This is a genomic window from Sulfuriroseicoccus oceanibius (assembly GCF_010681825.2).
In the GTDB taxonomy this organism is placed as follows: domain Bacteria; phylum Verrucomicrobiota; class Verrucomicrobiia; order Verrucomicrobiales; family SLCJ01; genus Sulfuriroseicoccus; species Sulfuriroseicoccus oceanibius.
On sequence record NZ_CP066776.1, the window covers coordinates 2,706,645 to 2,728,828 of the forward strand.

At 57.5% G+C, this 22,184-nt stretch carries 21 protein-coding genes; 7 read left to right on the forward strand and 14 right to left on the reverse strand.

Going from position 1 to position 22,184, the window contains the following annotated elements:
* Positions 1 to 342: 342 nt before the first annotated feature.
* The 3 genes from G3M56_RS10935 to G3M56_RS10945 all read right to left on the reverse strand — a co-directional run bounded on the left by G3M56_RS10935 (position 343) and on the right by G3M56_RS10945 (position 1,852).
* A complete protein-coding gene (locus tag G3M56_RS10935) occupies positions 343 to 729 on the reverse strand; it encodes a DciA family protein (RefSeq protein ID WP_235203398.1) in 387 nt (128 codons plus the stop codon).
* A 142-nt stretch (positions 730 to 871) separates the two neighbouring features.
* Complete coding sequence (locus tag G3M56_RS10940; protein WP_164365608.1) at positions 872 to 1,105, reverse strand: ferredoxin; 234 nt, start codon at positions 1,103 to 1,105, stop codon at positions 872 to 874.
* Positions 1,106 to 1,270: 165 nt separating this feature from the next.
* On the reverse strand, positions 1,271 to 1,852 hold the full coding sequence (locus G3M56_RS10945) for a DUF2062 domain-containing protein (RefSeq protein WP_164365609.1): 582 nt from the start codon (positions 1,850 to 1,852) through the stop codon (positions 1,271 to 1,273).
* Positions 1,853 to 1,995: 143 nt separating this feature from the next.
* On the opposite strand from G3M56_RS10945, the gene G3M56_RS10950 reads away from it, so the two are divergent.
* The 7 genes from G3M56_RS10950 to G3M56_RS10980 all read left to right on the forward strand — a co-directional run bounded on the left by G3M56_RS10950 (position 1,996) and on the right by G3M56_RS10980 (position 10,685).
* Complete coding sequence (locus G3M56_RS10950) at positions 1,996 to 2,334, forward strand: P-II family nitrogen regulator (protein WP_164365610.1); 339 nt, start codon at positions 1,996 to 1,998, stop codon at positions 2,332 to 2,334.
* Positions 2,335 to 2,373: 39 nt separating this feature from the next.
* Positions 2,374 to 3,198, forward strand: a complete 825-nt coding sequence (locus G3M56_RS10955; RefSeq protein WP_164365611.1) for an undecaprenyl-diphosphate phosphatase — start codon at positions 2,374 to 2,376, stop codon at positions 3,196 to 3,198.
* A 60-nt stretch (positions 3,199 to 3,258) separates the two neighbouring features.
* A complete protein-coding gene (locus G3M56_RS10960; protein WP_164365612.1) occupies positions 3,259 to 3,945 on the forward strand; it encodes a murein hydrolase activator EnvC family protein in 687 nt (228 codons plus the stop codon).
* 704 nt (positions 3,946 to 4,649) lie between these two features.
* Entirely contained in the window at positions 4,650 to 6,566 is a 1,917-nt protein-coding gene (locus G3M56_RS10965) for a glycosyltransferase family 39 protein (RefSeq protein WP_164365613.1), read from the forward strand.
* Between the two features lie 86 nt (positions 6,567 to 6,652).
* A complete protein-coding gene (locus G3M56_RS10970; RefSeq protein ID WP_164365614.1) occupies positions 6,653 to 7,762 on the forward strand; it encodes an ABC transporter ATP-binding protein in 1,110 nt (369 codons plus the stop codon).
* Positions 7,759 to 9,270 (forward strand): ABC transporter substrate-binding protein, encoded by a 1,512-nt coding sequence (locus G3M56_RS10975; protein ID WP_164365615.1) that lies wholly within the window; start codon positions 7,759 to 7,761, stop codon positions 9,268 to 9,270. The genes G3M56_RS10970 and G3M56_RS10975 overlap by 4 nt, the downstream gene beginning before the upstream one ends.
* A 200-nt stretch (positions 9,271 to 9,470) precedes the next feature.
* Positions 9,471 to 10,685 (forward strand): saccharopine dehydrogenase family protein, encoded by a 1,215-nt coding sequence (locus G3M56_RS10980; protein ID WP_164365616.1) that lies wholly within the window; start codon positions 9,471 to 9,473, stop codon positions 10,683 to 10,685.
* Positions 10,686 to 11,266: 581 nt separating this feature from the next.
* Here the strand turns inward: G3M56_RS10980 and G3M56_RS10985 are convergent.
* The 11 genes from G3M56_RS10985 to G3M56_RS11035 all read right to left on the reverse strand — a co-directional run bounded on the left by G3M56_RS10985 (position 11,267) and on the right by G3M56_RS11035 (position 22,005).
* Positions 11,267 to 12,436 (reverse strand): hypothetical protein, encoded by a 1,170-nt coding sequence (locus G3M56_RS10985; RefSeq protein ID WP_235203399.1) that lies wholly within the window; start codon positions 12,434 to 12,436, stop codon positions 11,267 to 11,269.
* Positions 12,437 to 12,516: 80 nt separating this feature from the next.
* Positions 12,517 to 13,374 carry a CDP-alcohol phosphatidyltransferase family protein gene (locus G3M56_RS14255; RefSeq protein WP_164365617.1) on the reverse strand — a complete coding sequence of 286 codons (858 nt, stop codon included), beginning with the start codon at positions 13,372 to 13,374 and terminating at the stop codon, positions 12,517 to 12,519.
* A 663-nt stretch (positions 13,375 to 14,037) separates the two neighbouring features.
* Positions 14,038 to 14,469, reverse strand: coding sequence for a hypothetical protein (locus G3M56_RS10995; protein ID WP_164365618.1), 432 nt, complete (start codon positions 14,467 to 14,469; stop codon positions 14,038 to 14,040).
* Positions 14,470 to 14,861: 392 nt separating this feature from the next.
* Positions 14,862 to 15,371 carry a hypothetical protein gene (locus tag G3M56_RS11000; protein WP_164365619.1) on the reverse strand — a complete coding sequence of 170 codons (510 nt, stop codon included), beginning with the start codon at positions 15,369 to 15,371 and terminating at the stop codon, positions 14,862 to 14,864.
* A gap of 538 nt (positions 15,372 to 15,909) precedes the next feature.
* Positions 15,910 to 16,347: a hypothetical protein gene (locus G3M56_RS11005; protein WP_164365620.1), complete on the reverse strand. Its 438-nt coding sequence runs from the start codon at positions 16,345 to 16,347 to the stop codon at positions 15,910 to 15,912.
* Positions 16,348 to 16,436: 89 nt separating this feature from the next.
* The gene (locus G3M56_RS11010; RefSeq protein ID WP_164365621.1) at positions 16,437 to 17,648 is read right to left on the reverse strand and encodes a carbohydrate porin; all 1,212 of its coding nucleotides are present in this window, start codon (positions 17,646 to 17,648) and stop codon (positions 16,437 to 16,439) included.
* A 9-nt stretch (positions 17,649 to 17,657) separates the two neighbouring features.
* Positions 17,658 to 19,193 (reverse strand): amidase, encoded by a 1,536-nt coding sequence (locus G3M56_RS11015; protein ID WP_164365622.1) that lies wholly within the window; start codon positions 19,191 to 19,193, stop codon positions 17,658 to 17,660.
* 649 nt (positions 19,194 to 19,842) lie between these two features.
* Positions 19,843 to 20,451, reverse strand: a complete 609-nt coding sequence (locus tag G3M56_RS11020; protein ID WP_164365623.1) for a hypothetical protein — start codon at positions 20,449 to 20,451, stop codon at positions 19,843 to 19,845.
* A gap of 51 nt (positions 20,452 to 20,502) precedes the next feature.
* Entirely contained in the window at positions 20,503 to 20,808 is a 306-nt protein-coding gene (locus G3M56_RS11025) for a hypothetical protein (RefSeq protein ID WP_164365624.1), read from the reverse strand.
* 250 nt (positions 20,809 to 21,058) lie between these two features.
* Complete coding sequence (locus G3M56_RS11030; protein ID WP_164365625.1) at positions 21,059 to 21,565, reverse strand: hypothetical protein; 507 nt, start codon at positions 21,563 to 21,565, stop codon at positions 21,059 to 21,061.
* 107 nt (positions 21,566 to 21,672) lie between these two features.
* Positions 21,673 to 22,005 carry a hypothetical protein gene (locus tag G3M56_RS11035; RefSeq protein WP_164365626.1) on the reverse strand — a complete coding sequence of 111 codons (333 nt, stop codon included), beginning with the start codon at positions 22,003 to 22,005 and terminating at the stop codon, positions 21,673 to 21,675.
* Positions 22,006 to 22,184: the final 179 nt, after the last annotated feature.

Here is a 22,184-nt window from a genome sequence, read left to right on the forward strand (position 1 = left end):
GACGCAGATTCCCACAGATAGGGTCAAGGCAACGCTTTGCGGTCTGGGCCACAGATGGGCGCAGATCTTCACAGATGCGCTCAAGGCAACAATTTGCGGTCTCCCCCCCCGTCGCAATGCGACGCGTTACCGGCTAGCCTGCGGTTTCAACCGCAGGTCTTCCGACCAACATCATACCTCGTCCCGCAGGGACGGTTTACCAGCGCCGCAGACCAACCGCAACGAGGTGAGGTATTCCACTATCTGTCTCGCCCCATCACCCACTCAGGTGGGAATCCCCCCCCAATCCTGAAATCTGTGGGAGATATCACCCCACGCCTCGCCAGCCCGGGCTCCCTTCGCCTACCCGATAAAGAACTTCAGGTCGCGCACCACCTGGGCACCCAGCTTCTGCTGCAATCGCTGCAACAACTGCGGCTTCAATTCCCGCTCCAGCGTGAACTTCACCGTCGGCTGGATCACACGCACTTTCAAAATCCCCGCGCGCAAACTATCGGGAAACGACTGCTGCGCCAAAAACGGTCCGGCCACCTCTGCCCAGGCTCCCTTCACCTCCTCCTCGTCCATTTGGTCGGAGAGGTTCATCTTCTGCATCACCACCCGCACGAGGTCACCGGCGGGGCGCAGATTGGTCTCGATCGAGCGCGGCTCGGCATACCCCCGCCACTCGGAGAGTGCCTTCGCCCGCACTTCCTTTGCTTTCCACTTTTTGTCCCACTTCGGTTTCATAGCCACGGTCATTGAGTCACCGATCCGTCAGCGCACGCAAGCGGATTTTCACGTCCGCTTGCTCCCGACACAAAAAATCCACCGCCGGCAGCGGGACCGCGTCCCGGCGCCAACGATGGAAAATCTGGGTCAGCAATGATGCTTACTCACCGTCGTCGCCGATGGCTTCGACCGGGCAACCTTCCATTGCCTCGACGCAGAGCTCGCGCTCCTCGTCATTTTCCGGCTGCTTGTAGACGAACGAATGCCCGCCGTCATCGTTACGGGTGAAGTTGTTCGGGGCGGTCTCGCGGCAGAGGTCGCAGTCGATGCACTGGTCGTCGACGTAGAATTCTCCGGCCACGTTGTCTTCGTAACGGTCTTCTTTTTCAGCCATGGTATGTGGGATAAGTGTTGGACTCACCGCAGGCGAAGCGCCTGGCGGCTCGCTCGAAATGACTGTAATTGCGCCCCTAGGCTTCGCAAACGCTTTTTCATACTGGCGGGAGGATCCGGCTGCCGTCACCACGAGATCGGCAAAGTCCTGCCGCCCGAGCGCCGGTCAGTTGGCACCTTTGGTCCCCTCGGCATCCGGTCGCCGCGGCACACGGTGAGGCACCTTCACATAGTGCCCGAACAAATACCACAGCGCCGATCCCGCCAACCAGCCGACCACAGCGCAAATGAGCATCGAAAGCACAATCCCCACCGAGTACTCCAGCGCATGCGTGCGCGCCCAATCCAAAATCGTCTCCGGCGACAAGCCCGCTACCGGTTTCGCAGGCAAGGCCTCGGTCTCGGTCTGTAGCAACATGCGCCCCAGCCGCACCTGCATCAGCACCTGTGGCACCCACGTCACCGGATTACTCAACCAACAACAGCCCACAGCCACTGGTATGTTCCAGCGGCGCCACACGCAGATCAGCGCGGCCACCACCATCTGGGAAACAATCACAGGCGGCAACATCGCCACCGCAAGACCACACGCCAACGCTCCGATCATCGGCTCGCGAGCCGGCACCCACAGGCTGCGGTCAAACACACGGCCACCGATCCAACCGAGGATCCCCGCTTGTTTTCGCCGCTTGGGATGGCGGAAATACCGGTAGATCCGGCGGGCAAACTTTCGGTAGTGGCGGTCCATTCGGAAAAATCAATGTCGTGCGCCCGGGACTCACTCCCGCCGCCAGTCGCTTCGCAGCCTGTTACCCCTGCCCTATTCGCCCGTGGAAATCAACGCATAAAATGGCTTGCGCTCACTCGGTCAGCGCTCAGATTTGCCACGTCATGAAACGAATCGAAGCCATCATCAAACCCTTCAAAGTCGACGAAGTGAAGGAAGCTCTAGAGGAGGCTGGCGTCATTGGCATGACTCTGACCGAGGTCAAAGGCTTCGGCCGCCAGCAAGGCCACAGCGAAGTCTACCGCGGCAGTGAATATGCCACCGATTTCGTGCCGAAAACCAAGTTGGAAATCGTCGTCGACGATGATCTCGTCGACTCCGTCGTCACCGCCATCATGGATGCCGCGCTGACTGGAAAAATCGGCGACGGCAAAATCTTCGTGACCCCACTCGATACCATCGTCCGCATCCGCACCGGCGAAACCGGCCCGGACGCCGTCTAATCCGCCTCCCCACCCTCCGCACTCAGCAATCCCCCAATCATGGAACTCATCCACGCCATCATCCTCGGCATCATCCAAGGCCTCACCGAATTCCTCCCCGTCTCGTCCTCCGGCCACCTCGTGCTCGCCGAAGAATGGCTCAACACATCTCTAGGCGAAGAAAGCAACCTGCAGCTCGCCTTCAACGTGGTCGTCCACTTCGGCACCGCGCTTTCGGTCATCGTCTATTTCCACAAGCGCCTCCTCGCTTTGTTCTTTTCGCTCTTCGACAAGCGCAAGAAAGAGGAGCACCGCATGATCTTCTTCCTCTTCCTTGGCACGCTGCCTGCAGTGATTCTCGTTCTGCTCGACAAGTCGCTATTCGGCGGCCAACTGGATGAGATCCTCACCAGCTTCCCGCTGGCAGGCGCGATGCTCCTGCTCACCGGTGTGATTTTGCAGATCCCACAGCGACTCAAGCCACGCGAAGGCGTCGTCACCGGCAAGCGCTCGGTGATCGTCGGCATCGCTCAGGCCTTTGCCATCCTGCCCGGCATCTCGCGCTCCGGCTCGACCATCGTGGCCGCCATTACCTCCGGCATCCGCGCCGACCGCGCGGCCGAGTTCTCGTTCCTGCTCGCCATTCCCGCCATCATGGGCGGCATGGTCTTCAGCTTGAAAGACCTCAGCAACCTGCCATCCGACCAGCTGGTCAATTTCGCCATCGGCGGCGTCGCCTCCTTCCTCTCAGGGCTTTTCGCCGTGTACCTTGTGTTGGCCGCCGTTCGCAAAGGAAAACTAGGCTATTTTGGGTACTACTGCTTCGCTATGGGGGCCGCCGCGCTGATTTGGTATTTTACCTACGGCAACTCTGTGGCAGCTTAATGGGATACCCATGGGCGGGCGCGCAGTCGTACCTCCCTTGTTGATCGATCCCAGTTCCGCATGCCCACGCCAGCCATCAGGCCCCTGCCCAGCCACCAATCCGTGACCCTCCGGGCGTGGCTCGTCGTGCTCTGTGGCGCACTGTGCGCCCTGCTGGCATCTCCAACCATCGCTCAGGCGGAAGAAAATATCGTCCGCCTCCCCCTCGCCGATGGCTTTGACTATCCCGTTGGCCCACCGGACGCCAAAGGTTACCGCAAAGCCCGTGGATTCTGGCCCAACGGTCACCTCGGCGACGACTGGAACGGCGTCGGTGGTGGCAATACCGACCTCGGCGACCCTGTCTATTCCATCGGCGTAGGCTACGTCGTCCTCTCTGGCGACATGCGCAAAGGCTGGGGCAACACCGTCATTATCCGCCACGCCTACCAGGACCCCCCATCCGGGCGCATCAAGGTGGTCGACTCGTTCTATACCCACCTCGACAAAATCATGGTCAAGAAAGGCCAACACGTCGAACGCGGACAGAAAATCGGCACCATCGGGACCAACCGCGGCATGTACCTGGCCCACCTCCATTTCGAAGTGCGCAAGAACATCTACGTTGGCATGCACCGCACCAAGTACAAGCGCGACTTCTCCATCTACTGGGACCCTACCGACTTCATCAAAAAACACCGCAGCCTCCCCAAACGCTTCAACAAGAAGGTGAAGGTGAAGATCAATACCTTCCAGCCATACAAGTAGCGGGTAGGAAGTAGAGAGGGGCCGCACGCGCGTCCCGCAAAGGTGGTAGCGCACACCGCCGTTCCCCCACCCTGTCAGAGTGGATCTGTTGTCCAGACTCCCTCTATTCCCAAGGCTAAAGCCATTGGGCTTCGCCCCCGGTTCCTTTCAGGAACATCTCGGCACGCGCGCACCGATCCGTCCGATCCGTCCGATCCGTCCGATCCGTCCGATCCGTCCGATCCGTCGTTCTGCCGCTCTGCCGTTCTGCCGATCCGCCGCTGAACTCAGCACCTCGCCGACGGCGAGATTCATAGCAGCCTGGGGTCAGCGAGCCTCAAGCGAGCGCCACCCCAGGTGCCTCGACAAAAAAACGATGGCCGAGCCTGCAACGCCATCAGGACGATCGAAGTGCCCGACGGCCACAATGCATGCGCCGGAGCACCATCCCAATATCAAGCTGGCCTCACCACCAACCAAGGGACTGCGTCCCCAGGCTCATATAACGAGTCGCCTTCAGCGACAATCAGGCACGGCACGATATGAGTTCAGTAGTCAGGGCGCCGCACTCCACGAGGAGGAATGGCATGTGCCCCCTCACTGGAGAGAGCGAAGCCACGGGCGATTGGGATATCGATACCGATACCGACGGCGTAATCCTCGGTTTCGAGATATCGCCCCTCCTTGACACCCCCCGCCCCTCTGAGTGAGGGTGCGGCCACTCCATGTCAGCACTCACCAAATTCCGCATCGCCTCACTCGTCGCACTGATCTTCTTCGGCGCCTGGTTGATCTTCGGGCCGGATCCGGTGGAGGCCGGCATCGCCGCAGCGGAAGCAGCCGGCAAAAAGGTAAAGGTCGAGCACTACATCGCCAGCGGACTGTGGCAAGGCGCACTCATCGGCGGGGGCATCGCCTTGCTCGCCTTGGTCGCCTCCCCGTGGCTCTGTCGCCCGGCCCAACCGATCAACGACAGCAAACCTTCCCTCCCGCGCTCGCAAAAACGCTTCACCATCGCCGTAGGCGTCCTCACCATCGCCATCACCGCGGCCACCAACTACCAGCGCTTGAGCCAAAGCCTGTGGGACGACGAAGCCAAGGCGATGCGCATGTTCATCGTCGGCAAGCTCTACCAGCATTCCAAAACCAACGAATGGAAGTTCAAAGAAGCCACTTGGAGCGACACATTCTTCAACTACCGCCTTCCCAACAACCACATCCTCTTCAGCGCGGCGGCCAAGCTCAGCCACAGCGGCCATAACGTGAAGCCCACCGAGCCCGACGCCATGTACTTCAGCGAGTGGCGCTTACGCCTCCCGTCGTTTCTTGCGGGGCTCGGATCCATCGCACTGGTCGGCGCGCTACTCACCACGCTGGGCTTCCAGCGCGCGGCGGTTTTTGCCATGCCGCTCACCGCATTGCACCCGTGGTTCCTGCGCTATCTGGTAGAGGCCCGCGGCTATGCCATGGTGATTTTCTTCACCCTGCTCGCCACGCTTTTCCTGGTCCGTGCGCTGCAATGCGGGCGCTGGCGTTGGTGGCTGGCGTTCTCCGCGGCCACATTCTGTTTGTTGTGGACCTATCCGGTCGCGCTCTACACCGCGGTCACGCTCTTCGGCACGGGGGCACTGGTCCTGTGGTTCTCCCCCCGCTTCCGCGGCACCCGTCTGGCCATGACCGGCCGCCTCGTCTCCGCCGGGCTCCTGATGAGCGCGTTCATCATCTTCGTCATGTCACCCACGCTGCCTCAGTTGCAAAACTACCTGGCTGAAGACCGCGACCTGCAGACCCTCAACCCACGCCTCACAGCCGACAGCATCTCGCTTTTCTTCACCGGCACCCACTGGCGCCTATGGGATTCTGGCAACCCATTGTCCGTCGCGTTAAAAGATGACATCAACGACAGCCTGGCCGCCTTCCTCGTCGTTGCGATCCCCGTGGCGCTGGCCCTGCTAGCCGGCATCGTGCGCCTCGCGCTCAAGCGCACCCACGCCTGGTTGTTGCTTCCCGTTTTCCTGATCCCACCCGCCGCATTCCTGGCACAGGCCGCGGTTCAACAAACCGCATTCTACCCGTGGTACATCATCGGCACCATTCCCATCGTGCCAATGCTCATCGCTCTGGGTGCCGACTACGCAGCCCGTCCACTGGGCAACCGCCGCGCGGGCGGACTCGTCGCCATTGGCTCGGCCCTGCTTGTGATCTGGGCGTTCAGCTCACTCACTTCGGCACAGCGCAACGTCACCCGCAACCACCCGATCGAGCCCACACGCGATGCCTTCGAACTCTACCGCAGCGAGGTGACCAACCCATTCCACCCGGATATCGACCAGGTCATCACCATCGGGTTCCACCAGGAAAACAACACCTACGACCCGAAACTCCACCGCCTCGACGACCCGCAACAACAACACCGCATCCACGACCTCATCGCCGAAGCCCGCGAAACCGGCAAACCGCTCTACGTCGATTTCGGTCAGGAAGCCTACGCCCGGCTCCACTTCGATGAGATCTTCTCCCTCCTCGACGACCCGCAAACTTTCGAACTCGTCGCAGAACTTCCCGGTCTGGAATTGCAGAACACACGTAAAGTGATGCGACTGCTACCTACTCAGCGCCACGCACCACCAGCCGCCCCATAACAAAATCCGGCGGATATCTTTTCCTGCGGCGGCGATCTTGCTATACCCAACAACGCAAACATCCGAGGTTCACATCTCCGCCGTCCATGATCCACGTCTCCATCCGCGACCTCAAAAAAAGCTTCGGCAATACCTACGTGCTCAACGGCATCAACCTCGATATCGTGCCGGGGGAATTGTTCTTCCTGCTCGGCCCGTCCGGCTGCGGGAAAACCACGCTGTTGCGCTCCATTGCCGGCTTTTACGAGCCCGACGCCGGAAGCATCCATTTCAACCACAAGGACGTCACCAAAGTGCCCGCGCACAAGCGCAACACGGCGATGATGTTCCAAAGCTACGCGCTGTGGCCGCACATGAACGTGGCGCACAACGTGGCCTTCGGCTTGGAAGAGCGCAAGCTGCCCAAATCCGAGATCGAAGAACGCGTGCTCGAAGCCCTGCGCATCGTCCGCATGCAGGACCTCGCCACCCGCAAGATCCACGAACTCTCCGGCGGCCAGCAACAACGCGTCGCTCTGGCCCGCTCGCTGGTCGTTCGCCCGCAGTGTCTGCTGCTCGACGAACCACTCTCCAACCTCGATGCCGGCCTCCGCATGGACATGCGCAACGAGATCCGCCGCATCTGCAAGGAGTTCGAGTTCACCGCGATCTACGTCACCCACGACAAAAAGGAAGCCATCGCCGTGGCCGACCGCATGGCTATTATCGAGCACGGCCAGGTCGCCCAAGTCGGCACGCCCAAGGAAATCTACCGCCGCCCGGTCAGCTCAAGCGTCGCCTCGTTCATCGGCGAAACCAACTTCCTCACCGGCTACATCGAATACACCTACGGTGACACCGCGCTGGTCTCCACCCCAGGCGGTGACTTCGAAGGCCGCATCAGCGAAATGGGCTGGACCCCGGAACGCGGCGAACAAGCCACCGTCGCCATCCGCCCCGAAGCCTTCGTCCTGCGTGATGATCCTTCGTTTAAAAACACACTCCCGGTGAACATCACCTCGTCGATGTACCTCGGCGAAATCGCCCAGTACCAACTGCGCTCGAAAACCGGCGACATCATCCGCGTGTCGGAACTCAACCCACACGAACTGCGCACCGCCAGCCAGGAGTTTCTCTACGCACACGCCGAACCAAACGACGTCGTGATCCTGCGCAACCGCAGCGTTCAACCTCACCCACCCGTCAGCGCGTCATGACCCGCTCGCCACTCACCACACGGATTATCGCGGTTGGGGTGGCGCTCATCGTCACGTTGCTCACGCCATTTGTGCTGCGCCCGAAGTCGTCGGGCAACCAGGACAGCGCGGACGAAACTCTCGTCATCATCAGCCCGCACAACGCGACCATCCGCGATGAGTTCGACCGCGCATTCCGTAAGTGGGCCGAAGCCAACCTGGGCAAAAAAGTCTACATCGACTGGCGCACTCCCGGCGGTACATCGGAAATCCGCCGCGTGCTGGAGAGCGAGTTCGAGTACGCCAGCGAATCCGGCCGCCGCGGCATCGGAATCGACCTCATGTTCGGCGGTGGCGCCTACGACTTCAAACGCCAGGCAGCCGCCGGCCACCTCGCCCCGTCCCAAGCCATCCAGCGTGAGTTGGAACTCCTGCTCAGCGGCATCATCCCCCACAGCTTCACCGGCGAAACCTTCTACGATCCACACGGACTCTGGATCGGCACATGCATCTCTTCGTTCGGAATCGTCTACAACAGCGACTCACTCGCCGCACTCGGTATCGAATCCCCGCCAAAATCGTGGGACGATTTGGCGGACCCTCGCTATTTCGGGAAAATCGCCCTGGCGGACCCAACCAAATCAGGCTCCGCCAACAAAGCCTTCGAATCTCTGATCCAACAAAAGATCCAGGAGGAAACCGCCAAGGTCAGCCCCGACGCCGTCCACCCCGAGCGCGACCGCCAGGAAGCCATCAAGCGCGGCTGGGCCAACGCCCTCAACCTCATCCAACGCATCGGTGCCAACGCCCGCTACTACACCGACAGCGCCTCGAAAATTCCACTCGACGTCGCACAGGGCAACGCAGCCGCCGGCATGTGCATCGACTTCTACGGCCGCACGCTCGCCGAACAACTCACCACCCTCGACGGCTCGTCACGCGTCCATTTCATCACCCCACGCAATGGCACGTCCGCCAGCGTCGACCCCGTCGCCATCCTCCGAGGCGCCCCGAACCCGGAGCTCGCCGAAGCCTTCATTGAGTTCTGCCTCAGCAAACCTGGCCAGCGGCTGTGGAATGGAAAAGTCGGCAGCCCGGACGGCCCCACCGAGAACGCGCTGCGCCGCCTCCCGATCCGCCGCGACCTCTACACCGAAAAGGAACTCGAGCACTTCACCGATCCCGAGGCCCTGCCCTACGAGGCCACCGCCGGTTTCAACTACGACCCCGCCCTCACCGGTAATGCCTTCTCGTCCATCGCCGTCATCATCAAAGCGATGTGCATCGACTCCCACGACGAGCTCAAGGAAGCGATGACCGCCATCCAACGCAATGGCAAGCCCAACCAGGCTACCGAGGCGCTCTTCGACGTCTCGATCACCAGTTACTCCAACGCGGTGGGCGGCATCAGCGAAACCCTCGCCGACGACAACAAGATCCACACGTCGAAGCTCAGCCGTAACCTAGTAAAACGCTTCCGCGAGAACTACCGCCGCGCCGCCGCATTGGCCCGCAGATCAACCCGCTGACCACAGCAAAAATGATCTATTGGGGAACGCACGCCATCGCTTGATTTTCGTTACGGTTCGGTTGAGGTTTCCCATCACGCGAGTGGTAGGGAACACCCACCCAGCCTACTCAAACCACCACCGGGCTACCGTTAGCAATGGATCAGCTAGCCAGCGCGGGTTCTCTGTATCTCAATCAAACGACCAACCCCAACCTCTTTATGAAAGACATCCTGATCATCGGCGCCGGCGGAGTCGGCAGCGTCGTCACCCACAAGTGCGCCATGGCCGGCAGCTTCGGCAAAATCACCTTGGCCAGCCGCACGGTTGAGAAGTGCGATGCCATCGCCGCCAGCGTCAAAGAACGCACCGGCGTGGAAGTCGCCACCGCCCAGGTCGACGCCGACAACGTGGAAGCCACCGTTGCTCTGATCAACGAGGTGAAGCCATTCCTCGTCATCAACGTCGCCCTGCCATATCAGGACCTCCCGATCATGGACGCCTGCCTCGAAGCCGGCGTGCATTACATGGACACCGCCAACTACGAACCACCAAACGAAGCCAAGTTCGAGTACCACTGGCAGTGGGCCTACCAGGAGAAATTCGAAAAAGCCGGCCTCTGCGCACTGCTCGGTTCGGGCTTCGATCCAGGCGTGACCAATGTCTTCACCGCCTGGGCTCTCAAGCACCACTTCGACGAAATCCACTACCTCGACATCGTCGACGTCAATGGAGGCGACCACGGCAAGGCATTCGCCACCAACTTCAACCCGGAAATCAACATCCGCGAAGTCACCGCAGATTGCCGTCACTGGCAGGGTGGCAAGTTTGTCGAAACCCCGGCCATGTCGCGCAGCATGCAGTTCACCTGCCCAGAAGGCGTCGGCACCTACGACATCTACCGCATGTACCACGAGGAGCTGGAATCGATCACCAAACACATCCCGACCATCCGCAAGGCGCAGTTCTGGATGAGCTTCTCGCAGAACTACCTCAAGCACCTCGAAGTGCTGCAGAACGTCGGCATGACCTCGATCCAGCCAGTCGAATACAATGGCCAGGAGATCATCCCGCTGCAGTTCCTCAAAGCAGTGCTGCCAGACCCAGGCGACCTCGGCAAGACCACCCAGGGCAAAACCTGCATCGGCTGCATCGTGCGCGGCGTGAAAGACGGCCAGGACAAAGCCATCTACGTCTACAACATCTGCGACCACGAAAAGTGCTTCGAGGAAGTCGGCTCCCAGGCCATCTCCTACACCACCGGAGTCCCAACCATGATCGGCGCAAAAATGCTCACCGAAGGTGACTGGCTCAAGCCAGGCGTCTGGAACATGGAGCAAAACGATCCGGATGCCTTCATGGACCAGCTCAACCTCCACGGCCTGCCATGGACCGTCGTCGAGCTCCCAGTCGGTGAAACCGGCTTCGAAGACTAAGCTCAAACCAGAGCAACTGTTCAAAATTCACCAGCCCCGGTCGCACACCCGCGACCGGGGCTGATTTTGTATAAACGCGACCAGCCGGGCTGATGACGGAGTCCACCGGTGAATCGTTTTTGGGGAACCGCAGATTTCGCAGAAGACCGCAGATTCTCCGCCCCCCCTGATCTGGCTCGTTCTCAATGCAGAGAGGACTCGCTGTCGGTATCGCCATCCCAATCGGAATTCCCACAACCATCAGCGCCCCACTCGTTATCTTTATCCTTATCGGGCTCCTTATCGATGCAGGGAGAATCGGGATAACGAAGAAGATAAAGATAAGGAGCTGATATCCAGCCGCCATCCGGCGTGGTCTTCCCCCCCCTCCAGATCACCCCGCCGCAACCGTCGCGAAGCGACGCCCTACCGGCTAGCCGGAGGTTGCAACCTCCGGTCCACCATCCTACTCAAGCCTCGTCCCGACGGGACGGTTTACCACCGCTCAGCCCCGCCCACAGATCAACTCAGGCACATCCGCCCCCCGTACAGGACGCCCCCAAATCCCACCAATCCCGAGATCGGTGGAAAAACGGCCGCGCTCACAACCGCCCGATGTTGCGCTCGTTCATCGTGCGCACATTGCGCCGCGCCACTGCAAGACTCATGTCCAACTGCCGCTCGAGAATCTCCGCCATGTTCTGGCATCCGGTGAAACGATCCACCCCATGGTACTCATTGAGCCCCTCAACCAACTCCTGCACTTTGTTATAGCTTGAGCACGGCGCATAGCGCATGCAGTCAATAATGTGGCGCACACGCGCCGCCACCGCGCGATAACGCCGCGCAATCAACACACGCTCCTCAACCTGGTACTGACGCACCGTTGCCGGGTTGATGTACTGTGCGCAAAGATCCACCACCGGCTGGTTGTTGTCATAGCGATGCGGACAATAAACGTTCAGTTGCCCCTCATAGCACTGCTGGTCAAAGTCGATCGAACGCACACGGTACTGCTCCCCCTCGAAGTCCGGCGTGATGTCCACCACGTAGTTGTAGCATCGCATATCGCCCAACAAGCGCACAAAGCAGCGCTCGTTGAACTTGATGAACTCCTTGGCAATCCGCACCTTGTTCAGGCTCTTGCGCTTGAAATAGTTCTCAATGAACTGATCGCCCGGCACCCCGGCGATGTGTTCTTCAAAAAGTGTGTTCTCCCGCACCAAATAGGTGATTCGGTTCGGCGAAAGCAAATGCTCAAGCTCCAGACCGTAGATCCGCGAGGTATCCGCCTGCTTCACGTAGAAGTGATCATAGTTGTCGTTGAATCGGTTGACGATGCGGATCCGGAATGGATGCGAGTTGCCAAACTCACAATAATCAATCCGCTCGACCGCCAGGTTCTCGATCACCGAGATATCCCCTTCCGTCTTCATCTTGGCGTAAGCCCGCGTCAGCTTCTCATTGAGCTCACGCATGATCACCGGCTCGTACGCCACCACACGCCAGAGGGTATCGTTGCCGTCCTCGTCCTCCAGTGGGTAGGCATTGTTGAACTGCATCAAGCTGTCGTACGTAAGCTCGATATCCGTCGCCCGATGGTACTTGCGCAGGTAGTCGTGCAACTTCTCGTGCACCGGATAAATCGTCTTCTTCTGCTGGACGAATGTCTTCGCACGCTGGGTCTGCGGTGTCGGCGCCCCGTCTGAAGATCCGGCCAACTGCACCATCCCGCCAAGCAGGCCCGAATTCGGTCTCGATCGCTCGCTCATAATCAAAAATCTCTAGTGTGCTTCCTCCAGAGGAAATCCGCGCCGGATCCGTGACATCTGCCTCCCGTTCACATTCGGTGTTAATCGTTCTCCAACGGCTCCTCGATCCCGCGCCGCCAGCGGTTGGACAACCACGGACGCACCACCCCGTACAGTACGTAAAACACACACGCCACCGCCGGTGCCACATAGTAAAACTTCACCATCAGCACCAAAACCATCGTCACCACCACAATCAGCATCAACGAACTGCGCGAGGTCAGGCTGATGTTCTTGAAGCTCGGGTAGCGCAGACGGCTCATCATCATCAGAGACAACAGCACCATCAACACCGGCAACGCATAGCGCCAGTTGCCCAACTGCATCTCGCCCTCGCTCACCCACATCATGAAAATCGTCAGCGACGCCACAGTCGCAGCCGCCATCGGTACCGGCAGCCCCACAAAGTCCTTCGACTTGTCATCCCCCTTCTCCTCCGCCTTTTCCTCTACCTCAGCAGGCTTCGCCTCACGCGCACCCGCCGCAGCCACCGAAAACGCCATGCAGTTGAAACGCGCCAATCGCATCGCACCGCACAGCAGGAACAAAAACGCGATCATCCACCCCGCCTGCGACGGCATGTCGATCAACACCACATTGAACACCAACAACGCAGGCGCCACACCAAACGACACCACGTCCGCAATCGAATCAAACTCCTGCCCAAACGGCGACTCCTTCCCTCCCAGTCGCGCCAACCGCCCGTCGAGCAAATCAAACAAACACGCCCCGAAAATCAGCCAGATCGCCGTCTGGTACTGCTGATTGGCCAACGCCACATCGCCCGGCGCCAGCGTCATTCCTTCAAAAATCGTCAGCACTGCCATAAACCCGCAAAACAAATTGCCGGCAGTCATCAAGTTCGGGAGAAAATAGATCTTAGGTTCGTGTGGGGACATGGGAATCAAGGGATCGGACAATAATCCTAACTCTGCCGAACGGTAGGTCGGATGCGCCAACTCGCCAATGATAATACCATTTGAACGGTCAAATTGGCGGAATGGCGGAGAGCTTTTTCGAGTGAGGCAAGGCGCGAACAGCGATGCTAGCGGGCTACCTGAGCTGTGAGCAACGCCGCATCACTCAAAAAGATCCCGCCAAGATCACTTTCTTCATGTCTGATCCTACTCACTCTATCCCCATCGGTTCCGACAAGGTGACCGTTTAAATGGTATAATATCGCCCGCCCACCAGCCACCAATTCCCCGTTCTCCCCCCCATCGGCACCCAATCCACGCCACAGATGGGCACAGATCCTCACAGATGCCTCTGGGCTCCCCCCGTTCGTCGCTCGTCCCAAAGCCCAACATTTCCAAGATCTGTGGGAGAACTGTTGATGGAACCGGTCCACCATCGACGGCGCGGACACCGTCACTCAACTCTCCCATCATTCGCAGCGGCGGAGCTCTCACACAAACACACCAACCACGAACTCATCCCCCGCCTGCTGCGCGCCTGCACCCAGCAGGCGCGCAGCCCCCTCTAAACGGAGGCAATCCTCAGTCACTCAATGGAATCGGGATTACCCCCAAAAACCATTTTCAGAGCTACTCAACAAAAGCTCACTTCAATTTCCATTGGTCATCTTCCCATACCAGCCTGTAGCTGACCCCCTGATACGCACCACTTTCAAGATTAGCCCCTAGGCTCGCAATCCACTCGTTGGTGTATCCTTCATCGAATTTCAATCGGAAGCTAATACTCTCCTCGTCGAGAGGATCGCTGTCGTCAGTGCTCCTTTCGAGACACTCCTTCCTCTTCCTGTCCGGCATATTCTTTGAGAGGTACTTGGCCGCCGTCGCGATATCACCCGATTCCTTGGCAAGGTAGTACGTCACCAAAACATCTTTGGGAGTTTTAGGGTCTGGGCTGATCTCGGAAACGATCACCTTGCTCCGACCTGCCTTCAACTCAGGCGCTGGACTCTCTGCACACACTTCAGCCAACGGGAGGATTGCGCATAACAACGCTATGACATTGCTTTTCATCTTCATGGCGACTGCGGTAACCCCATGGGAGAAACAACGCAACCGCTTTAGTTTCAGAAACTGTTAGATCCCCCGTGGCAAGTTCTTTCGCTACTCATACCAGAGGGCTACGCAAACTCGAACGCCCCCCCCCTCAGCGGGCTACCTGAGCTGTAAGCAACGCAGCATCACTCAAAAAGATCCCGCCAAGATCACTTTCTTCATCCCTGATCCTACTCATTCAATCCCCATCGGTTCCGACAAGGTGACAGTTCAAATGGTATTACCGCCACAGATGGGCACAGATCTTCACAGATGCATCAGATCTGCCCGTTCATCCACCGTCCCACCTCCCACCCTTTCCGAGATCTGTGCGAGACCTCGGCCGGCACCGAGCACGATCGAAGGCGCGGACACCGTCACTCCTGGTCCCCGCCTGGCGCTGCGCCGCCCTGCTCACTGTGCTCGTTCACGACCGGTGCATCGCCCGCTCCCAAAACGACAATCTTCGTCCGCTCCTCATTGGGAAACTCCGCCCGAATTGCACGCACCGTAGCCTCAATCACTTCCTCAATCGTGAATGGGTAATGCTCAGGCCGCTTGGCTTTACTCGCATCGATTCCAATCGCAGTAATTTTTCCACTCTCCGCCTGCTCAATCAACTCGACCGACAACCCGTAACGCGAGATCAAATTCAGATCACCTCCCGACGCGGGGATCACCGTTGGACTCGCGAACAACGCCACCCAAAACTCCGCCGACGAACTGTTCAAAATCTTCGGTGTCTCGATGATTTGAATCTTTGTGTCGGCAGCACTCCCGAGAAAACACATCGGCTGCGAAATCGACGTCAGCGTGGGCGACGTCGCCTCAGCCGCCAATGGAGCGAGCGCAACTAAAAGCCCTATGATCTGAGGAATGCGTTTCATCTTTTTCCCTGGCTATGGATGGAAAACACCACCCCAAAAAAACTAACAATAAGAGAAATTTCAGCGCAATACAGAACTCAGCCCGAATGCCACTAACTTCCGCCTCAGCGTCGTCAATTCCGCGCTGAAAGCGCGTCTCATACCAGCCAGGGGTCAGCGAGCCTCAGGCGAGCGTCACCCCAGGTAAATACGCCCACCAATCCCCGGCCGAGCGTGCGACACCGCCAAGGCGCAGCACCCTCCCCGAGGGCCGCTCCCGACACGACCTGGCACCTTAAGTTAGTGCCGGTCAGGACTCCCCCCCCGAAGCCCACCGTCCCGAAGCCCACCGTTTCCGAACTCCGTGTGAGAACTGTTGATAGAACCGGCCAGCACCGCGCGCCATCGACGATGCGGACACCGTCACTCCACTCTCCCATCATCCGCAGCGGCGGAGCTCTCACACAAACACATCGACCACAAGCTCATCCCCCGCCTGCAAGAACCCTACAACATCCCAATTCCTCACGAATCGTTCGTGAAGTGCTACCGTGGCACGTCACTCTTGAAGCTGCGCCCGTTCTTTTGCGGCGGCTCGAAGGATGGCAGACCCGATGAAACCGATGAGAAGCGCTGGAATCAGGCCATAGATCCCGAGCCAGTAAAGCGGCTTCACAATGTATGAGTGCGGATCAAAATCTTGGTAGACAACCATCGAAGTTGCCGAACCTGCGATCACTCCGACCAAGAATATCGCCAACGCGAATAATGCTCCGGCCCAGAACTTGGTGAGACCTGATCGAAGGGGAAATCCGACGACCTCAATGACCAAAATCATCGCCGCGTAACCCGTCAAAATCTGAGGAAGCCAAGAGACAGCAAACTCACCTGTGGAACGCGGCCCGACGATAGGCACGCAGACCAGCGCAAGACCAATGACCGAAATTGCGAGTGCCGCATAGACGGCCTTGCGAAACGCTCTTCGTGTAACGGTCATTTTGGGGGAGAACGTCCGAGGTGACTCACGCGCAGTAGCGCGTTGAGTCCACCGGATTGTTCGGCTCTATAATGCGGGCAGGCGATGGATTAAAAACTGAGACGGGCTCTAAGACCGCCGAGAACGAGAAGATCGTCAGACGGATTGAGTGCCGGATCAATCAAAACCTGAACCGACGGCGTCAGCGAGAAATGGGAAGAAACATCCCAGCGGAAAAACAATTCGGCCGCGGTTTGGTCTCCAAGAGTGTCGTTCGAAAGGCTCTCCCATCCCAAAGCCCCTCCAAACTCGCCAATGCCACTTTCAGGACGGTAGAGCATGCCGGCGAGGATGGTTGCATCCGCACGAGAGGCCTCACCATCGGCCCAACCCACCCTGGCAAACGGCATCCATCCGCAGTCGAGCATCCAATTGTATGAAAGTGCCAGTCCCCAGCCATCGTCGTTCCCAAGTCCCGTCCGCTCGTCCGCATGCCAGAGGGTAAGATGAGCGGCCCTGTCGAGTCGCCTGGCCCTGTCCGGAGACCAACTCACATAGACTTGCTTGAAGAACTCCCAGCCATCGACAAGAAAATCGAAATCTTGGGCCGAGCCGTTGGCGTCATGAATGGAGGCCCCTACAACCCAGTCACTGCCAATCTTGAAACCAGCTCCGGCGCCAAAACCTAGGTCCGGATAAGGAATCGTAGAATTCACCAGCAGGGAGGCATTCTGGAATCTATGCCACTGGCCGGAGTATCCCGAGATATCAACAAAATCTAGGCTGTCCAGACGGCCCACCACGAAGCCAAACCGCCCGTCGCACAGGAACTGCTCCCAGTAAAGGGGAGCGAGAAACCATCCTGCTTCGGAAAAGCTTGCCCCGGTGACGCCAAGATATCCCAAGTTGGCACCCAGGGCTCCGGGCACTACATCGCCACCCAGTTTGTCGCGGCTCTCTACCTTCCATACGAGGGATCCAGTGTCCTGCGTTCCCCGCCCGAGCAGCTCCCATTTCCCATAGATTCGAAATACGCCACTGAAAGCATCGTCGTTGCCCGTCAGGGTTCCACCGGCCTTCTGGTAAAGGGTGGTGTAGTCCAGGCTAAAGTCAAAGCCTGAGCGTTCGCGCATTTGTTCCTTAAAAGTATACCAAGGGGTAAAAAGGTTCGCTTCCGGAGCTCCGTCATCGCGCTGCAGATCTGAACCAATGCTGGATGGACCTCCAATAAAATCCTCTTCAGATGACGGCATTGGCTCACTCTGGCCTGAGGCAATTGCCACGACAGACCAGACGAATACGAATATCTTTCTTGCGATCATGGAGGGAATTCAAACTGGAATATATTTCACGGAGTAAGGTGCCCACTTCTCTTTCCAAGGGCGCGCCTGCTCCAGTTCGAAGGCAAGCTCGTAGAGCATCCTGTCTCCGCCGAGAGACGCCTGGAACATTGTTCCCACCGGCAATCCGGAGACACCGCACCAATAGAGCGGGACCGACATTGCAGGGATGCCCGCCACATTCGTCGGAGCTGTGAACGCCATTCTTTCTTGCAGGAATTCAAGGAGTGCGTCGTTGACCTTGTCTACCGGGCGCAGTTCCTCTTTGCCTACCGAAACCACTGGCATCACAGGCGACATCAGGACATCGATCTTCTGGAACAGGGCACCATACATTCCGGGCACCTTGTCGAGGTAGGCAAGGCCCTTCCTTTCCTGCTCGGCAGGAATGGTCGCTCCATAGGCGATCAGGGAGGCCGTCCACGGATCAAGCAAGCCGGATTCGGCCGCCGGACGTCCACTGAGCCCGGACGCCATTTCGGCAAAGACACCGAATCGCCGAAGAAACGCCCCGTTGTAGTTCTGGAAGAACTCTTCGGTATCGAGCGGCATGTCGACTTCAACAACCTCGTGTCCCAATCCTTCGAGCAACTTCACGGAACTTTCCATCGCGGCCACGACCCCTGCCTCGGATTTCATTCCATTGCTCATATGAGTCGCGACGCCGATCCTGAGTCGGCGCTTTGACGGTCCCTCGACCAATCCGACGGGCTCGAATATTCTACCTGACTTGTCCTCGGTTTCGTTGAAGAGAGCAGCGCTGTCCCTTACAGTGCGGCTGATGGCCTGGTTGGTTTTGAATGGATTGTGTCCGCCATCGGCCTCTCCCGAGAGCATGCGCCCCCGGCTCGGTTTCATGCCAAACACGCCATTGGCGGATGCCGGAAGCCTATTGGATCCGCCACCATCGGTTCCGTGAACCAATGGCAGAATGCCCGCCGCAACGGCTGCGGCAGCACCACCACTCGAGCCCAAAGTGGACTTGGATAAATCCCATGGATTGCGGGTCGGACCAAATGCGGTGTTGTTGGTAACGACGCCAAGCTGGGCGAACTCCGGGACATTGGTCATGCCGATGATGTTCATCCCTGCAGCCTCGACTCCGTCGATATAAGCAACATTCTTCTTGGGGACGTTTGTCAGCCACAACCTTGAACCGTCTGTACGACGCACGCCTCCGACATCGATCATGTCCTTGATCAATATTGGAACGCCCGCAAAAGTGCTGTCGAGCGGTATGGTCTCCGCCCTTGCCCTCGCCCGGTCGAAAGTCCGAGTGGTGATCGCATTGATGATTGGCTCAACCGCCTCAATGCGACGGATGACAACCTCCACTAGTTCCTTGACGCTAATCTCCCTCTTCTTAACCAGTTGTGCCAAACCCAGGGCATCGAAATCAACCAATTCGTCGATTTGGCGCAAGCGGGGCGAGACAACGCCTTCTCCACGAGAGTAGAGGGGCGCGGCTATGGATCCAAGCAAGCCTCCAGCAATAGTATTCAAGAATTCTCTTCGATCTATTTTCATTATATCGACATCGTTTGTAAGCAATTTTAAAACCGAACGTAAAAGGCCAGACAACCGCGCCTAGCAACGATGAAAGCCTACAGATCTTGCGGACAACATCCAGCGTTATCGCGGTTGGCTGCGCCGTCTTGTTCGCCAGAGTTTTAGTTTGTAGTGGGGATTGAATCGATCCAAGCCTGGATGGCTATGGGAGTCCGTGACGAAACGAGCAAAGCAGTCAGGAAGGTCACGCACGATACTGAGAATCCCCAGAGCTGCCGTCTCGAAAATCGGCGCGATCCAATGAACACGGAAATCCACGCGCACAGAACAGCCAGAGTCGCAAACGCACCAAGGTAAAAGGATGCAGCAGGGAGAAATGGGGAAGTAGTGAATCGAAAGACATCTCCTCCTCCCTGCCAGGTTGTAGTAAGCATGAATGCGTCCCAGCAGATCGAGTTGAGGACCAGATAGTGTGCCGCGAGTATCGGAACGAATGCTTCACTCATCGGCTTTGAGCGGGAAAAGGCCAACGCCAATGAAGCGAACCCAACAAGCAGGATCAAGAGGAGTTGGGGGAATGTCCACGTAACAGGCATTTTTGAGGCGAACGTTGAGGCCAGCTAGCCCGGCACCGGGGGCGATCTCGACTTTGGTTTAAGGGTTAAAGTTACTTCTTAACTTTAGACTTCGGGACGGGTGTCGGGTCAGATGCGGCGGCTTGTTCTCCTTCTTCTTTCGGAGCCTCTCCATCTACGCTGACTATGCGAGCGTCTACAAAGTAATCAAACCCAAACGAGTCATAAGGACAACATACAAACTTCAATTTTGAGGTATTGCTTAAATTCTTGATACCCTGATTAGGTTCTGAGGCACGGAATAGGTAATGAAATACGGGACCTTGCTTTGGTCCACCTTGATATAGGAGAGCTTCTTCAATTTCACCATCAAGGCTAGTCTCAACAATTAGATATTCATCATAAACACCTTCTGTCCCATCAATATTCTCAGGTATGCGGTACGTTGACTTGTAAGTGTAAACGATCTTCGTCCCAGCTACAGGTTCAAACAACCTCAACAGTAACTCTTCATTCCAAGGTTCAAGTTGTTCAATCAGAGCAATATTAATCTTTGATTCGCTAAACACCCCCTCTTGCTGGAACACCCTGTCTTCATAGAGGGGCCACGCCTCATCGGGATGATTGACTTCATCGCTAGAGTTCTTGCAGCCAGAAACCGAAAGCAGTCCAATTACTGCCAATATGGCGATAATTCGCATTTTTGGGAGAACGTAAAAGGCCAGACAACCGCGCCTGGCAACTGTGAAAGTCTAGTGGTCTTGCAAACAAGATCCAGGGTTATCGCGGTTGGCTGCGCCGTCTTGTTCGGCTGATTTCTTACGCTTAAGCTCCCTCCAAATGATCTCATCGAGAACGTACACCTTGCCGTTTTTAATCTTTCGATCCGGAATGCCATCTCCATTAAGATCGCTAATGAACCACGTCGGCTCATCCACATAATTAGATATCGTTATTTCAGCTTCTCTTTCAGATTTCAATTCCAACATACGAGGTGTGCTTCCACCTGATTCAAGTTGGAGTGCAGTGAGCCCCCCATCGATATTGGATACAATCATTGTGCGTGGATTCGCTCCAGCCTGACGTATGACCACAGCTCGATCCGTCTCGAGCACTAAGACATCTTTTGGAAGTTCGGTTGCCTTCGTCAGAACTCTACCTGCCGGTGTGTCAGGTGAATGACAAGCTGACAGAAATATGGTTATCAATGTGATTATCAGCGGTCGCATTTTTTGCCGAACGTCGAAGTGGTGGCACCCGCTACCGGGAGCGCCAGTCCGACAAAGGGTAAAGGGTTCTCATCCCGGTTCAATCTCCGACTCGCGGCGGGGTAGCGGGTTGTCCACCCACGCCTTGTTCGCTGTTGGGTTTCGTGAGGCTTGCGAGGTAGGAAGCGAAGTCTTCAGACATCTGAAAATCGGTGATCTTATCGAAATCCTTCTCTTCGAAACCCCGAAGGCCCAGCACATACTCGGCCTCAGATGCACGGAGATCATCCTCAAAGAGCACGAACGATCGGTACATATTGATGCTGAACTCGGTGTAGGTCTCCGTGCAGATCCGGCCACAAGTCCTGCATCGATACCGGCGCCTTGAGTCACCCTGACGCTGGATGCCCTCGTCGATCGCATCAAAACCATTCCGAATCACCTCCTGAATCAGAATCTCGGAATCCCAGAGCAATGTGGGAGCGATTCCGTAGTCCTCGAAATTGAAGCTGACTATCTTCTGGAATCCGGGGACACCGCATCGGCATTCCTGCTTCACGGCAGCCACAACGTCGCTATTGAACTGGTCGGGTGTTAGTGGCTCCATTTTCTTCAGCGAACGTAAAAGGCCAGACAACCGCGCCTGGCAACGGCGATAGCCTACAGATCTTGTGAAGAACATTCAGCGTTATCGCGGTTGGCTGCGCCGTCTTGTTAGCTTGTTGGGTTGGGGGTGTCGAGCCTAAGGCCTCCGACTTTCGGATAAACGTCTGGCGAAACGGCGGGGCCGCTGCGACCAGAGAAATCTGATGGCTCGAGCGAGTCAAGATACTCAAGACATGCGGGCAAAAAGAGATCAATCACCTCTCCCAATTCGATGAATCTGCATCTCCAGAACAGAATCTTGCTTGATGAGGTATTGCTTTTTGAATCGACCGCTACGCAAAAAAGATCGAACGGATATTCATCAGCGAGATCTAATGGCATTAAGCTCCAATCTCCTTTGTGATCCATTTCGACGTCGATGATGAGCTTTCGGTCGTCCACGATTCCAGAGACGCTAGCATGGGCATGTCGTCCTCTATGTATCGGCTCCATCCCTCGCCTCTTTCCGAACGAATGAACCTTGTCTCGGTATGGCTGCATCTGAGCAAGATACCTTTGCTCCTTCTCTAAGATGCGATCTGGATCATCCATTTCTTGAGCTAACGTTTAAGGCCAGACAA